General features: G+C 72.2%; 12 protein-coding genes. 4 read left to right on the top strand and 8 right to left on the bottom strand.

Going from position 1 to position 15,087, the window contains the following annotated elements; translation table 11 throughout:
• The first annotated feature begins 67 nt into the window (after positions 1-67).
• The gene (locus ACZ53K_RS10150; RefSeq protein WP_468834002.1) at positions 68-493 is read left to right on the top strand and encodes a nitroreductase family deazaflavin-dependent oxidoreductase; all 426 of its coding nucleotides are present in this window, start codon (positions 68-70) and stop codon (positions 491-493) included.
• Positions 494-567: 74 nt separating this feature from the next.
• On the opposite strand, the gene ACZ53K_RS10145 is transcribed toward ACZ53K_RS10150, so the two are convergent.
• Positions 568-1,770, bottom strand: coding sequence for a geranylgeranyl reductase family protein (locus ACZ53K_RS10145; protein WP_468833634.1), 1,203 nt, complete (start codon positions 1,768-1,770; stop codon positions 568-570).
• A gap of 191 nt (positions 1,771-1,961) precedes the next feature.
• Here ACZ53K_RS10145 and ACZ53K_RS10140 point away from each other — a divergent pair, with 191 nt between their 5' ends.
• The gene (locus ACZ53K_RS10140) at positions 1,962-3,335 is read left to right on the top strand and encodes a M20/M25/M40 family metallo-hydrolase (RefSeq protein WP_468833632.1); all 1,374 of its coding nucleotides are present in this window, start codon (positions 1,962-1,964) and stop codon (positions 3,333-3,335) included.
• A gap of 180 nt (positions 3,336-3,515) precedes the next feature.
• On the opposite strand, the gene ACZ53K_RS10135 is transcribed toward ACZ53K_RS10140, so the two are convergent.
• The 5 genes from ACZ53K_RS10135 to ACZ53K_RS10115 all read right to left on the bottom strand — a co-directional run bounded on the left by ACZ53K_RS10135 (position 3,516) and on the right by ACZ53K_RS10115 (position 8,192).
• Positions 3,516-4,547 (bottom strand): NUDIX hydrolase, encoded by a 1,032-nt coding sequence (locus ACZ53K_RS10135; protein ID WP_468833630.1) that lies wholly within the window; start codon positions 4,545-4,547, stop codon positions 3,516-3,518.
• Positions 4,548-4,620: 73 nt separating this feature from the next.
• A complete protein-coding gene (locus ACZ53K_RS10130; protein WP_365845052.1) occupies positions 4,621-4,914 on the bottom strand; it encodes a hypothetical protein in 294 nt (97 codons plus the stop codon).
• Between the two features lie 116 nt (positions 4,915-5,030).
• Positions 5,031-5,975, bottom strand: a complete 945-nt coding sequence (locus ACZ53K_RS10125) for a carbohydrate ABC transporter permease (RefSeq protein ID WP_468833627.1) — start codon at positions 5,973-5,975, stop codon at positions 5,031-5,033.
• Positions 5,972-6,886 carry a carbohydrate ABC transporter permease gene (locus ACZ53K_RS10120; RefSeq protein ID WP_468834000.1) on the bottom strand — a complete coding sequence of 305 codons (915 nt, stop codon included), beginning with the start codon at positions 6,884-6,886 and terminating at the stop codon, positions 5,972-5,974. The genes ACZ53K_RS10125 and ACZ53K_RS10120 overlap by 4 nt, the downstream gene beginning before the upstream one ends.
• A 46-nt stretch (positions 6,887-6,932) precedes the next feature.
• Positions 6,933-8,192: an ABC transporter substrate-binding protein gene (locus ACZ53K_RS10115; protein WP_468833998.1), complete on the bottom strand. Its 1,260-nt coding sequence runs from the start codon at positions 8,190-8,192 to the stop codon at positions 6,933-6,935.
• A 272-nt stretch (positions 8,193-8,464) separates the two neighbouring features.
• Between ACZ53K_RS10115 and ACZ53K_RS10110 the strand changes: the two genes are divergently transcribed.
• Positions 8,465-10,543 (top strand): NPCBM/NEW2 domain-containing protein, encoded by a 2,079-nt coding sequence (locus tag ACZ53K_RS10110; RefSeq protein ID WP_468833625.1) that lies wholly within the window; start codon positions 8,465-8,467, stop codon positions 10,541-10,543.
• Positions 10,544-10,610: 67 nt separating this feature from the next.
• Here the strand turns inward: ACZ53K_RS10110 and ACZ53K_RS10105 are convergent, their stop codons facing one another.
• Positions 10,611-12,608: a serine/threonine-protein kinase gene (locus tag ACZ53K_RS10105; protein WP_468833623.1), complete on the bottom strand. Its 1,998-nt coding sequence runs from the start codon at positions 12,606-12,608 to the stop codon at positions 10,611-10,613.
• A gap of 89 nt (positions 12,609-12,697) precedes the next feature.
• A complete protein-coding gene (locus ACZ53K_RS10100; protein ID WP_468833620.1) occupies positions 12,698-13,651 on the bottom strand; it encodes an ROK family protein in 954 nt (317 codons plus the stop codon).
• Positions 13,652-13,999: 348 nt separating this feature from the next.
• Here ACZ53K_RS10100 and ACZ53K_RS10095 point away from each other — a divergent pair, with 348 nt between their 5' ends.
• On the top strand, positions 14,000-15,043 hold the full coding sequence (locus tag ACZ53K_RS10095) for a LacI family DNA-binding transcriptional regulator (RefSeq protein WP_468833618.1): 1,044 nt from the start codon (positions 14,000-14,002) through the stop codon (positions 15,041-15,043).
• The last annotated feature ends 44 nt before the right edge of the window (positions 15,044-15,087 follow it).

The raw sequence follows: 15,087 nt of genomic DNA, 5'->3' as shown, positions 1-15,087 counted from the left end.
CCCGATGACGACCACACCTGCCTACGACAAGCCCGGCCGCCTCGCAGCCCGCCTGAGCTTGTGATTTATCCGGTGCGGCGGGGTTTGCTGGCTGGCCCGCCGCGGCGTCAGCTTCGCCGGAGCGGCGGATCTGGCGGTACGCGGGCGTACGAGCGGCACATGGCGGCGTGTTCCGGTCAACCCGCTGACGTACCGGGGCAGCCGGTACCTGGTGTCCGCCCGCGGCGAGTCGGCGTGGGTACGCAATCTGCGGGCGGCGGGCGGTGGCGAACTGCGCGTCGGCCGCCGCATCCGCCGTTTCACGGCCGAGGAGCTGCCCGCCGCCGAGGCCCCGGAGCTGTTGCGCGCCTATCTGAAGCGGTGGGGGTGGGAGGTGAAACCGTACTTCGGCGGGGTGGACGCCACGTCCTCCGACGAGGAACTGCTCGCGTCGGCGCCCGCCCACCCGGTCTTCAGGCTCACGTTCACCACACGGGAACCGGGCACGTCCTGACAGCCCCTGAGAGCCCCCGGCGCCCCCACCCCGTCTCAGCCCCGGCTCAGCCCCACCCCACGGCTCCCCACCCCCTACCGGTCCAACGCCCCCAACGCCCGCCGCGCGACCGGATGCGTGCGGACGATCTCGGCCAGGGTCGTCGTGCCGCGGACGATCTTCGCGAAGGCGAGCCAGGCCGGGCGGAAGCCGGTGAGGGCGGCGTGGATCATGCCGGGACGGCGGGAGAAGAGCGTGAGCATGCGGCGGCCGACGCCCATCTCGACGCCCAGCCCGGCCTTGATCGCGAAGGCGTAGTTCAGGGCCTGGCGCCGCGCGTCCACCGCGTCGTGCGCCTCCGAGACGCGGGCCGCCCACTCCCCCGCGAGCCGCCCGGACCGCAGCGCGAAGGAGATCCCCTCGCGGGTCCACGGCTCCAGCAGTCCGGCGGCGTCGCCGCACACCAGGACGCGGCCGCGGGAGAGCGGCGAGTCGTCGGCGCGGCAGCGGGTCAGGTGCCCGGAGGAGATGTCCGGCTCGAAGCCCGCGAGGCCGAGCCGGCCGATGAAGTCGTCCAGATAGCGCTTGGTAGCGGCGCCCTCGCCGCGGGCCGAGATCACGCCGACGGTGAGGGTGTCGCCCTTGGGGAAGACCCAGCCGTAGCTGCCCGGGATGGGGCCCCAGTCCACGAGCACCCGCCCGGCCCAGTCCTCGGCGACCGTCGGCGGTACCGGGATCTCGGCCTCCAGGCCCAGGTCGACCTGGTCCATCTTCACGCCGACGTGCGCGCCTATCCGGCTGGCGCTGCCGTCCGCGCCGACCACCGAGCGGGCCAGCACCACCTCGCCGTCGCCCAGCACCACGGCGACGGTCCGCCGGTCCGGCACCGCCGAGCCGTGCTGTTCGACGCGGGAGACCGTGGCGCCGGTGCGCAGCTCGGCGCCGGCGTCCTGGGCCGTCTTGACCAGCTGGGCGTCGAAGTCGGGACGGTTGATGAGCCCGAACAGCATGTTCTTGGAGCGGCGCGTGCGGGTCAGCTTCCCGTTGAGCGAGAACGTGACCGCGTGCACCCGGTCGCGCAGTGGCAGGTCGAAGCCCGGTGGCAGCGCGTCGCGGGACGGTCCGATGATGCCGCCGCCACAGGTTTTGTAGCGGGGCAGTTCGGCTTTCTCCAGGAGCAGCACCCGGCGTCCCGTACACGCCGCGGCGTAGGCGGCCGAGGCTCCGGCGGGCCCCGCGCCCACCACCACGACGTCCCACACCTGCTGGTTCTCCTCGGCTGCGCTGTCGCTGCTCACCTGTGCTTCTGCTCCCGTTCGATGCCTTGCTGCGCGTACCGCCCGCATCCTACGGCGCGTCGTCGGGCGCGCTTCCTGTGGGAAGATCGGCCCCACAATCGCCCGTACGTACGGTTGGTCCGGTGCGGTAGAACCGGACGGACCGGCACGTGAACCCACGTGTACAACGCCGCGCCCACAAGGAGCGTTCCATGCCTGACAGCCCGCTCGCGCACACCGTCGCCTCGCTGCAGCCCCGGGCCCGGACCGAACTGGCCGAGCTGGTGGCCTTCAAGTCGGTCGCCGACCCGGCGCAGTTCCCCCGCAGCGAGTGCGAGGCCGCCGCCGAGTGGGTGGCGGGCGCGCTGCGGTCCGAGGGCTTCACGGATGTGGCGCTGCTGGACACCCCGGACGGCACCCAGTCCGTGTACGGCTTCCTGCCGGGGCCCGCCGGCGCGCCGACGGTGCTGCTGTACGCGCACTACGACGTGCAGCCGCCGCTGGACGAGGCCGCCTGGATATCGCCGCCGTTCGAGCTGACCGAGCGGGACGGCCGCTGGTACGGGCGCGGCGCCGCGGACTGCAAGGGCGGTCTGATCATGCACCTGACGGCGCTGCGGGCGCTCAAGGAGCACGGCGGCGTCCCGGTCAACGTCAAGGTGATCGTCGAGGGCTCGGAGGAGCAGGGCACCGGCGGCCTGGAGCAGTACGCCGAGGCGCACCCCGAACTGCTGACCGCCGACACCATCGTGATCGGTGACACCGGCAACTTCCGGGTCGGCCTGCCGACGGTGACGGCGACGCTGCGCGGCATGACGCTGGTCCGCGTCCGGGTGGACACGCTGGCGGGCAATCTGCACTCCGGCCAGTTCGGCGGTGCGGCGCCGGACGCGCTGGCGGCGCTGATCCGCGTACTGGACTCGCTGCGCGCCGAGGACGGCTCGACGACCGTCGACGGGCTGGCGGCGGACGCCCACTGGGAAGGCCTGCAGTACCCGGAGGAGGAGTTCCGCAAGGACGCCAAGGTGCTCGACGGCGTCGGGCTGACCGGCGACGGCACGGTCGCCGACCGCATCTGGGCCCGGCCCGCCGTCACCGTCCTCGGCATCGACTGCCCGCCGGTGGTCGGCGCCACGCCGTCCGTGCAGGCGGGCGCGCGGGCGCTGGTCAGCCTCCGCATCCCGCCGGGCACGGACGCCGTGAAGGCGTCCGAGCTGCTCACCGCCCACCTGGAGAACGCCGCCCCGTGGGGCGCGCGGGTCACCGTCGAGCAGATCGGGCAGGGCCAGCCGTTCCGCGCGGACACCGGCAGCCCGGCGTACGCGTCGATGGCGGAGGCGATGCGCGAGGCGTACGACGGCACCGAGATGCAGACGTCCGGTATGGGCGGGTCGATCCCGCTGTGCAATACCCTGGCCGCGCTCTACCCGCAGGCCGAGATCCTGCTCATCGGACTCAGCGAGCCGGAGGCGCAGATCCACGCGGTCAACGAGAGCGTATCGCCGGAGGAACTGGAGCGCCTCTCGCTGGCCGAGGCACTGTTCCTCCAGCGGTACGCGCGGCAGTACGAGGCCGCCGGCAGCTGAGCCGCCCGTACGGCACCCGGTGAGAGCCGGCGACGGCGCGTGACGGCAGGTCCGGGGGTCTCCCGCAGCCCCGGACCGCCTCCCGCACCGGTGCCTCCTGCACCGATGCCTCCCGACCCACCGGCCCGGCCCGCCGCCCCGGCTGCCACTCCTGAACCGGTGTCTCCCGGGGCCACCACCTCACCCCACAGGAACGCCCGCCTCAAGATTGAGCGGGCGTCCCTGTTCGCGTGCGCGCAGGGCCCAGCGCAGCCGGTTCCAGCGCACCGGGGGCAGCATGTCCGCCGCCTCCTCCTCGGTGGCGAAGCGCCAGTCCCGCAGTTCGGGGCCGGGGAGCAGCAGGTCGCGGATCTGCTCGCCCGCCAGCCGTCCGCCGTCGAAGAGCATCCGCAGTCCGCCGAAGCCGGGCGGCTTGGGCGGTTCCCAGTCGAGCACCAGCAGGCGTGGTGCGCTGTGCAGCCGGATGCCCAGTTCCTCGGTGACCTCGCGCAGCCCCGCGCGGGCCGGCGGCTCGCCCGGCTCGACGACCCCGCCGGGGAACTCCCAGCCCGGCTTGTACGTCGGATCGACCAGGAGCACCCGGTCGGCGTCGTCGAAGAGCAGCACGCCGGCGGCCAGGGTCTCCGCGGTGGGTTCCGGTGTCTGCACGATGTCGCAGGCCCCGGCGCCGGTGCGGACCGCTTCCGCGACCCGTTCGGCGGTCTCCCGGGGTGTCAGCCGGGCCGTGTCGATGACGTGCGCGTCCTGCTTGAGCCAGCCGAGCGCGTCCTCGTACGACTCCAGGTGTGCCAGGCTCCGCTGCCGGCCCGCCGCGTCGCCCGCCGGGCCCCCGGTTCGGCCGGTGAGGCCCGCACGCTCGCGGAGGATCGTTTCCTCCGCGTGCAGCAGGACATGGCGTACGGGCACCCGGCGTGAGGCGAGTCCCCCGAATATCTCGTCCCGGTACTCCTGGCGCAGCAGCGGCATGGGGGTGATGAGCGGCCCCGGCACCTCGTTGAGCAGGGCGGCGGCCGTGTCCACGACCAGCCGGCGCCAGGACGGCAGGTCCTGGTAGCCGGCTATCCGCGCCAGCCGTGCGGCGGGCAGCATCCGTCGCAGCTCGCTGCCGACCAGCTCGGGGTCGTAGAGCGTGCTGCCGGGAAGCAGGTCCAGCAGGTGCCGGGCCGCGGTGGACTTTCCCGCACCGGACGCGCCGTTCAGCCAGACGATCACATTGCCCCCTTGTCCCTAGACCCCTGTGAGTTGCCCGTAACACCCTGCCACGGAAACTCTTGCGGGGCCGGGGCTATCCGCGCGCTGCCACGGACGTGGCCTTTTCCACCTTCGGCGCGATGCCGGAAGGTTTGAAGACCCCCTTGTACGCGCTGATCGCGGCCACCGCGGCGACCAGGATGCTGGTGACCACGTCCTTTCCGGCGAAGTCACCGGCGAAGAGCGCGCTCCCCAGTCCCACCAGCACCGAGACCACCACCTGCACCAGGGTCCTGGTGGCATGGGACCATTGCGGCTGATTGACGACGGAGATGAACACCGGCGAAGCGAAGCCGATGATCAGCGCCCACATCTGAGCATTCGTCATGGCGCTCCCCTTTCCTGCTCGGGTGGTAGCCGGAGCGTCGCCGCCCCGGCCCTGCCCGGCAAGGGGCCACGCACCGAATTCCCGCGCGCGAGCATACGGAGCGCGGCCCGGGCCCGTCACCCCTTGTTCGCGCCGAGGGTCAGCCCCGCGATGAAGTGCCGTTGCAGGAGCAGAAAGACGACGACCGTGGGCAAGGCGACGATGACCGAGCCCGCCGCCAGCAGGTTGTAGTCGGTGAAGAACTGTCCGCGCAGATTGTTCAGGGCCGAGGTGACCGGCAGTTTGTCCCCGTCGGAGAGGAAGACCAGACCCCAGAGGAAGTCGTTGTACATCCAGGTGAATTCCAGGGTGCCCAGCGCGGCGAGGGCGGGCCGGCACAGCGGCAGTGTCACATGCCGGTAGCGCGTCCAGACGCCGGCGCCGTCGACGATCGCGGCCTCCAGGATTTCCCGCGGCAGGGTGCGCATGAAATTCGCCAGCACGAAGACGCAGAAGCCGAGCTGGAAGGCGACCTGCACGGCGAGCACGGCCCACAGGGAGTCGTAGAGCGTCAGAGAGTCGGACATCCAGTACGGCAGCGGCACCTTGGTGAAGAGCACGTAGAGCGGGGTGACGATGACCTGTTGCGGCAGCAGGTTGCCGGCCGTGAAGAACATCAGCAGGAGCAGTGAGCCGCGCAGCCGCAACCGGGCCACCGCGAAGGCGGCGAAGGACGCCAGGAAGAGCGTGATCAGGACGCCCGGCACCGCGATCAGCAGCGTGTTCAGGAAATACCGGCCCATGCCGGAATTGGTGAACGCCTGCCGGTAATAGTCGAAGGAGAGCCGGCTCGGCCAGGAGAAGTATCCGTCCCTGGCGGTCTCCTCGTACGGGCGCAGCGAGGCGTACACGGCGAGCACCAGCGGGGCGAGGAAGGCGAGCGAGACGGTGAGCAGAAAGGCGTGCACACCCCAGCGGCCGCCCCGGCTGCCGTCCCGCCGGGCCCGGTGGCGGCCCGGTGCGCCGCCCGCAGGTCCCGCGGGGCGCACCGGACGCGTGGTCCGTACGGCGGGCGCGGTCATCGGCGCTCCTCCCCCCTCAGTTCCTGGACGAGATAGGTGATGATGAACCCGAGGGAGACCAGCAGCAGGACGACGGCGATGGCCGATCCGAAGCCGATCCGGCTCGCCTCGCCGACGATGTTGTCGGTCACCAGGACGGACAGCAGTTCCAGTCCGTTGCGGCCCTTGTTGACGGCGTAGACGATGTCGAAGGCGCGCAGGGCCTCGATGACGGTGATGACGCCGACGATGACGTTCACCGGGCGCAGCGCCGGCAGGACGACCCGCAGGAACGTCTGCCGCTCGGTGGCCCCGTCGATGGCGGCGGCCTCCTTGAGCGTCGGGTCCACCGACTTCAGCCCGGCGAGGTAGAGGATCATCACGTATCCGGTGTGCCGCCAGCAGGCGGCGAGCAGGATCATCCAGATGTTGAGGTCCGGGTCGCCGAGCCAGTCGACCGGGTCCCGCTCGTTGCCCAGCAGGACGTTCAGGGCGCCCTGGTCCCGGGAGAGGATCAGCTGGGCGATGAAGCCGACGACGGCGAGCGAGAGCACCACCGGCATGTAGAGCGTGGACTGGTAGAAGCGGCTGAACCGCACACCGCGGTCGATGAGGGCGGCGAGCAGCAGGCCGAACGGTGTGGCGAGCAGGCCGAGGGCGGCCAGCCACAGGAGGTTGTTGCGGACCGCCGGCCAGAACTGCGGGTAATCGGCGAAGAGATGGGCGTAATTGCCGAGGCCGGCCCATTCGATGTCGCCGACGCCGTCCCAGTCGGTGAAGGACAGGCCGATGGAGGCCATCGTCGGGCCCCACACCAGCAGGAGGTCGAGCAGGATCGGCAGGCCCAGCAGGACGCACAGGACGGCGATGTCGCGGCGGGTGTGGCGCCGTGGGCCCCGGCGTCCGGTGCGCCGCGCCGCGGTCTTCGGCATGGTTCCCGGTCCCCCGTCGGTCGTACGGTCGGTGGTGGTCACGGCGTCAGTCCGCGGCGAATATCTGTTTCTTCTGCCGTTCGATGCTGTTCACCAGGCCGTCGATGTCATCGGGGTCGCCGATGAACTGCTGGATCGCCTGGATCAGTACCGTCGAGGCGAAATCGGGGCGGGTGTCGCGGTCCATGAACTGCGATATCTGCCGGGCGCCGGACACCAGCCGGAGGGCCTTCTTCTGCAGGGCGTCGTACGTCTGTGTGGCGGCTGCGCTGTTGACCGCGACGTTGTTCGGGTCCCGTTTCAGGTAGATCAGCTCGGCCTGTGGTGTGGCGAGGAAGGCGAGCAGGTCACGGGCCGCGTCCCGGTGCCGTGCCTTTTTCGCCATCAGGAACCCGTCCACCGGCGCTTCGACGGCTTCCTTGCCGAATGCCGGATCGATCTCGGGGAACGGGAAGAGGTCCAGGTCCGCGCGGTTTTCGGCGGTGAACTGCTGGCCGGGGTGCTGTAGTCCGAGGACCGTCATACCGGCCTTCTTCGCCTGGAGGGACTGGGCCGCCTCCTGCCAGGTTCGGCCGTTGGCGCCTTTCTGGTGGTACGGCAGCAGGCTCCGCCACAGGTCGAAGACCTGCCGTACCTGCGGGCTGGTCCAGGATTTCTCGCCGCGCATCAGGGCGATGTGGAAGTCGTATCCGTTGGCCCGCATGTCGAGGTAGTCGAAGGTGCCCATGGCGGGCCAGCCTTCCTTGTCGCCGAAGGCGAATGGGGTGAGGCCGTCCTTCTGCATCTGCCGGGCGAGTGCGCGGTACTGGTCGAAGTTCTCCGGGATCTCGTAACCCCGCGTCCGGAAAACACTCTTCCGGTGGAAGACCGCCCACGGGTAGTAGTAGTACGGCACGAAGTACTGTTTGCCGTCCTCGCCCGTGGACTGTTTCCGCACCGCGTCCGAGAATCCGTCGAACTTCCTCCAGAGGTCACTGATGTCGGCGAGCAGGCCCTTTCGCGCGAAGTACTGCATCCGGTATCCGGCGAACCACGTGAAGACGTCATCGGGCGTGCCCTGGAGGTAGCGGTTGATGTTCTCCTGGAAGTTCTCGTGGTTGACGGTGTTGACCTTCACCTGCTTCTTCGACATCTTCTCGTACGCCGCGAAGGCGTCGGCGTACGCGCGCTTCGGCACCGCGTCCGAGGCGTTGGAGCCCAGGGTGACGCCGTCGCCGGAACCGTTGCCGCAGGCGGCGAGCAGCGACGGCAGCGCGACCGCCCCCGCACCGGCCGCCACGCCCCGCACCACGGACCGCCGGGACACCCCGGGTACCGCCCGGCGCGTGTCCCCGCCCAGGCCGTCACCCCACGTCTGCACCATGTCTCCTCCCCCTCCTCGACGGTGGAACCGAACAGAACCGAACGCGAGTGCTGGGATCTCACTCCCAACGGGGGTCGCAGTCAAGGCTTTTGGCGGGCCGTTCCCGGGCCACTGCCGTGCGCCTTCCAACACAGTCCAACAAGCCTTACCGTAAACACTCGCAATTGACTGGTACATGACTTACTGCACTCTCCGAGAAACGGAGGACGCGAATCATGCGCCCGCACACCCCCCGCACCACCCGGCGCGCCCGGCGAAGAGTCGTCGCGGCGCTGTCCGCGGCACTCCTGTGCTCGGCAGGGGTGACCGCCCTGCCCGCCGCGGCCCGTACGGCCGACACCCCGGCCGACGCCTCCACCACCGGTACGGCCCCCGCCGGAACAGCCGCGTCCGCCGCCCCGCGGCTGCCCGACGGCCTGGCCAAGACGCCCCCCATGGGCTTCAACAACTGGAACTCCACCCACTGCGGAGCCGACTTCAACGAGGCGATGATCAAGGGAATCGCTGACATCTTCGTCGCCAAGGGCCTCAAGGCAGCCGGTTACGAGTACGTCAACCTCGACGACTGCTGGGCCCAGAAGGAACGCGACGCGAACGGCAAACTGGTCCCGGACACCACCCGTTTCCCCAACGGCATCAAAGCCGTGGCCGACTACGTCCACTCCAAGGGGCTGAAGTTCGGCATCTACACCAGCGCCGGGACCAGGACATGTGCCCAGGCGATGCCCGGCGCGCTGGGCCATGAGTACTCCGACGCCCGGCAGTTCGCCGACTGGGGAGTGGACTACCTGAAATACGACAACTGCAATAACCAGGGGGTGGACGCCAAGCAGCGCTACATCACCATGCGCGACGCCCTGAAGGCGACGGGCCGCCCCATCGTCTACAGCATTTGCGAGTGGGGCGAGAACAAGCCGTGGGAGTGGGCGGCGGACGTCGGGCACCTGTGGCGCACCACCGGTGACATCAGTGACGTGTGGGACAGCATGGTCTCGATCTTCAAGTTCAACGCGCCGCTCGCGCCGTACGCCGGTCTCGGCCACTGGAACGACCCGGACATGCTGGAGGTCGGCAACGGCGGCATGACGGACACCGAGTACCGCAGCCACTTCTCGCTGTGGTCGATGATGGCCGCGCCGCTGCTGATCGGCACCGACCTGCGCAAGGCCTCCCAGGCGACGTTCGACATCCTCGACAACAAGGAGGTCGTCGCGCTCGACCAGGACCCGCTGGGCAAACAGGCCGAGGTGCTGAAATCCGAGGGCGGGCGCTGGGTGCTGAGCAAGCCGCTGGCCAACGGCGACCGGGCGGTGGCCCTGTTCAACGAGACCGGCCGGCCGCAGCACATCAGTACGACGGCCAAGGAAGCGGGCCTGCCGCAGGCGAGCGGCTACCGGCTGCGCGACCTGTGGAAGCACGAGAACACCCACACCGCCGGTGAGATCGCCGGGACCGTACCGGCACACGGCACACTCGTGTACCGCGTCTCCGCCGACCGCCAGTGGCCGCACTACCCGCCGGCCCTCGACACCGCGACGGACGGCGTCCCGCCGGTCGAGGTCGGCAAGGAGGCCCGGACCGCCACCCTCACCCGCAACCTGGGCCACACCCCCGCGCTGGACGTCAAGGTCGGCCTCAAGGGCCCGCAGGGCTGGCGCGTCGAGCCGGTCACGGGCACCGAGACCCACGTCCTGCCCCCGGGCAAGGAACTGGCCACCGCCTGGAAGATCTCACCCCTCGCGGGGACCAGACCCGGCACGTACGAGCTGACGCTGACCACCGACTACCGTTCGCCACGCGGACAGCGGATCAACCAGACACTGCCGCTCGCGGTCACCGCCGTCCAGGCGCCGCCCGCCGGCACCTCGTACGCCAGTGACCTGGCCTGGATCACCGCCACCAACGGGTACGGGCCGGTGGAGAAGGACATGAGCGTGGGCGGGCCGCGGGCCGGTGACGGGACGCCGATCACCATCGGCGGCGTGCCGTACGCCAAGGGGCTGGGCGCCCACGCGCCCAGCGAGATCACGTACTACACCGGCGGGCAGTGCTCGGCGTTCAGCGCCCAGGTCGGTGTGGACGACGAGACGGGCGTCCAGGGGTCGGTCGCCTTCGAGGTGTGGGCCGACGGGCGGAAGGTCGCCGAGAGCGGCAAGCTGACCGGCGCCGACCCGGCGAAGGCCGTCAGCGCCGCGGTCTCCGGCGCGAGCACCGTACGGCTGGTCGTGCAGGACGTCGGTGACGGCCTGTACTACGACCATGCCGACTGGGCGGACGCCAAGTTCACCTGCTGACGCGGCCGGTCACGGGCCGGGGGCGGGCCGCACGGCCGGCCCCCGGTTCCAGGGGGTGTCCGACGGGTCAGCAGGTGGGCAGGCCGGGGACCGGCGCGTCGTTCCGGCCGCCCTTGAGGTAGACGGCGCTGACGTACACGCCGCTGTTGCCACTGTCGTCGTCCGTCTTCGCCCACCAGGTGTTGGTCCACCGGCCGTACGTCTCGCGGCGGCCCAGATTCGCCTGGCAGTAGAAGTAATTGGTGCCCGCGTTCAGCGTGCCGACGTGCTGGAAGGAGCCGGTGTACGAGGCGGCGGCGCGCCACACCTGGCAGTTGACCTTGCCGCCGCCGATCGGCGCGCACGAGCTGGGCTCCGGTGCGCCGCCCGTGCCGCCGGTGGCACCGGCGCCACCCGAGGCGGTGGCACCGCCACCGGACGCGGACCCGCCGGAACCACCCTGCCCGCCGTCGCCCCCGCCGCCCGTACCGCCGGTCGCCGCGCCCCCGTCGCCGCCCTTGCCGGTGTCACCGCCACCGGGCTTCGGCTTGCCGGACGCGACGCCCTTCGACGGCTCGCCCGGGGTGGCGGGCGCCGCGCTCCGCTCCCCCTCGTCCTTCCTGGTCGCCCTGCCGTCCGGCTTCGCGTCCCCGGTCTCCTGCGGCGTACCCGACGCGCCCGCCCGCGCGGCCTGCTCCTCCGGAGGCGCGGCGGGCCGCCGCTCCGCGACCGTACCGCCGGCGCCCCCGGCCATCAGCCCGTACGTCACTCCACCGCCCGCCACCAGGACGGCGGCCACCGCGGCGGCGGCGAACACGGCGGTACGGCGCCCGCGCCCGGCGGCCGGTGTGGCGGCACTCGCGGCCGCCACGGTGCTGGTCTCCCGCTCGCCGAGGTGGCCCGCGGGGGCCGGGCCGGTGGGGGCCGGGCCGCCGATCGGGCCGGTGGGAGCCTGGCCGGGGACCGGGCCGGTGCCCAAGGGAGCCACCGCCCCGCCGCCGGCCTCAGGGCCAGGCATTGACGGCGACGGCGACGGCGACGGCGACGGCGACGGCGAAGCCCACACGTCCGGCGCGGTCGGCGTCCGCGACGCGCCCGACCCCGTACCCGGCCCCGCACCCGAACCGGCCCCCAGCCGCATCGTGTCCCGCCCGTCGGCCACCGCCATCAGCAGCGCCCGCGCCTCAGCCGCGCTCGGCCGGGCGGCCGGGTCCTTGGCCATGAGCGCGTGCAGTACGGGCGTCAGCGGCCCGGCCCGGCGAGGCTCGGGCAGCGGTTCGGAGACGATCGCCGTCAGGGTCGACCAGACGGACGTACGGCGGAACGGCGCGCCGCTGCCCTCCACGGCCGCGTACAGCGTCATGCCCAGCGACCAGATGTCCGAGGCGGGCGACGGCGGCTGCCCCTGGGCGCGCTCGGGCGGCAGGTAGTCGAGCGAGCCGACGAGTTCGCCGCTGCGGGTGAGGTGGGTGGTCGCCCCGTCGTCGGGCGCCTCGATGCTGGCGATGCCGAAGTCGGTGAGCACCACGCGGCCGACCCCGGCGTCCGGGCGGTCCGCCCGCCGGTCCCAGCGCTCCAGCAGTACGTTGCCGGGTTTGACGTCCCGGTGCAGCACGCCCACCTGGTGGGCGGCGTCCAGCGCGTCCATCACCTTGGCGCCGACGGCGGCGATCTCGCGCACGTCCATGGCGCCGCCGCGGCCGAGCACGTCGTCCAGCGACGGGCCGTCGACCAGCTCCATGACGATGACCGGGCGCCCGTCCTCGTCGATCACGTCGTGCACGGTGACGACGCCGGAGTGCCGGATGCGGGCCGCGGCCCGTGCCTCGCGCTGCATCCGGGTCCGCAGGTCGGCCAGTTCCGGGGCGGACGCGTCGGTGTAGGCGCGCAGCACCTTGACGGCGACTTCCCGGCCCAGCACCTCGTCCACCGCCCGGCAGACGACGCCCATGCCGCCGCGCCCGATCTGCCCGGTGACCCGGTATCGTCCGCCGAGCAGCCGCCCGGTCAACTCCCCGGCGCCGGCGCTCCCTTCACAGGCACCGCCGCCGCCCTCGCCGCTGTCGCCGCCCACATCCCCGTTCACGCCATTCACGCCACTCGCCCCGTTCGCCCCACTCGTCCCCTGTCATGGTCGGCACCAGCCTAGAGGGACACGAGGCTCGGGATGCCTCTTCAGACCGTCGGGGCGAAGGCATCGAGACGGGACTGTTGCGCGGCGGCCGCGGCGCCCACCACACCGGCATCCGTACCCATCTGGGCCGGCACGACCGTGATGTCGCGGACGAAGGAGAGCGTGGCGTAGTCGTGCAGGGCGCGGCGCAAGGGGGCGAAGAGGAGGTCACCGGCGCCCGCGACGCCACCGCCGATGACCACGATCTCGATCTCGACGAGGGTGGCGGTGGCCGCGATACCGGCGGCGAGGGCCTGGGCGGCCCGCTCGAACGAGTGACGGGCCACCGGGTCACCCGCACGGGCCGCCGCGGCCACGGCGGCGGCGCTGGTGTCACCGTCCGGGCCCGGCGTCCAGCCGTGTTCGAGGGCGCGGCGGGCGATGTTGGGGCCGCTGGCGATGCGTTCGACGCAGCCGCGGGCGCCGCACGGGCACGGGTCGCCGTCGAGGTCCACACTGATGTGGCCGATGTGACCGGCGTTTCCGGTGGGTCCGGGGTGGAGCCGGCCGTTCAGGACCAGACCGCCGCCGACGCCCGTGGAGACCACCATGCACAGGGCGTTGGCGTAGCCGCGGGCGGCGCCCTGCCAGTGTTCGGCGGCGGTCATGGCCACGCCGTCGCCCACCAGGACGACGGGCAGCGCGCCGACCAGGTCCCGTACCTCGGCGACGACCGGGAAGTCCCGCCAGCCGGGGATGTTGACCGGACTGACGGTGCCGCGCCGGGCGTCCACCGGGCCCGCGCTGCCGACGCCGACGGCGGTCACCCCGGCCCACTCGGGGCGCGCGGTCAGCTCGCCGACGACCTCGGCCAGTGCGCGCAGTACGGTGGCGCCGTCCCGGTCGGCAGGGGTGGGCCGGGTGGTGCGGACGAGCAGCCTGCCGCGCTCGTCCACCAGCGCGCCGGCGATCTTGGTGCCGCCGATGTCCAGCGCTGCGCTCAGGTCCGTCTGCATCGGTGTCGAATCTCCTGGTGGGCGCCTGGGCCGGGGTGCGTGGGCCCGGCACGGGAACGCCAGTCTCGTGCTAATTGACAACGTTGTCCAGAGGTTATGCTCGACGCCGTACCGCGCACCGTCGCGCGATACCGCCGGACGGTCCGCCCGGCCGGCCACACACACCGGCCACCCGGACACCGCCACAGCCATCATCGGCGTACCGGAGGGGGAACCGCCACACCCGCCCCGCCCGTCTCTCCAGCAACAGCCGGAGCGAGCAGCGGAGCCGCGACCCCACCGGGCCGCCCGGCCGCCGCCCCGCCGCCCGGCATCCCACCGCCGCCGACAGAATCAGGACCGCGCACCGTGACCGACACCGCCCGGGGCACCTCCCGCCGCTACGGAAGCCGGCCCACGATGAAGGACGTCGCGGCCCGGGCCGGCGTCGGCCTGAAGACGGTCTCCCGGGTGGTCAACGGCGAACCCGGCGTCACACCCGAGACCGAGCGCCGCGTCCAGGACGCCATCACCGCCCTCGGCTTCCGCCGCAACGACTCCGCCCGCATCCTCCGCAAGGGCCGCACCGCCAGCATCGGCCTGGTCCTCGAAGACCTCGCCGACCCGTTCTACGGGCCGCTCAGCCGCGCCGTCGAAGAGGTCGCCCGGGACCACGGCGCACTGCTCATCAACGGGTCCAGCGCGGAGGACCCGGCGCGCGAGCAGGAGCTGGTGCTCGCCCTGTGCGCCCGCCGGGTGGACGGCCTGGTGATCATTCCGGCCGCCGACGACCACCGCTATCTGGAGCCGGAGATCGCGGCGGGCGTGGCCACCGTCTTCGTGGACCGCCCGGCGGGCCGGATCGAGGCGGACACGGTCCTGTCCGACAGCTTCGGCGGCGCCCGCGACGCGGTGGCGCACCTGATCGCGCACGGCCACCGCCGGATCGGCTTCATCGGCGACCAGCCGCGCATCCACACCGCCGCGGAGCGGCTGCGCGGCTACCGCGCCGCGATGGCCGACGCCGGGCTGCCCGTCGACGAGTCATGGGTCTCCCTCGGGTCGACCGCGCCCGACCGGGTGCGCTTCGCGGCCACCGCGATGCTGGACGGGCCGCGGCCGGTGACCGCGCTGTTCGCGGGCAACAACCGGGTCACGGTCACGGCGGTACGGGTGCTCGCCGAACGCCCGTACCCGGTGGCCCTGGTGGGCTTCGACGACTTCGAGCTGGCCGACCTGGTGACCCCCGCGATCACGGTCGTGGCGCAGGACGCCGCGCGCCTCGGCCGGACCGCCGCCACGATGCTCTTCCGCCGCCTCGACGGCACCGGGATCCCCCCGCAGCGCCAGGAGATCCCCACCCGCCTCATCCCGCGCGGCTCGGGCGAACTGCCGCCCGCGGCAAGCACCTGAGCACCGTTACGGCGTGCCGCCCCCCAACCGGCGCCCGCACCCGC

This window comes from Streptomyces sp. NPDC033221, from assembly GCF_055577005.1.
Note: the sequence above shows the minus strand (reverse complement) of the source record. Positions and strands in the feature narration are given on the sequence as shown.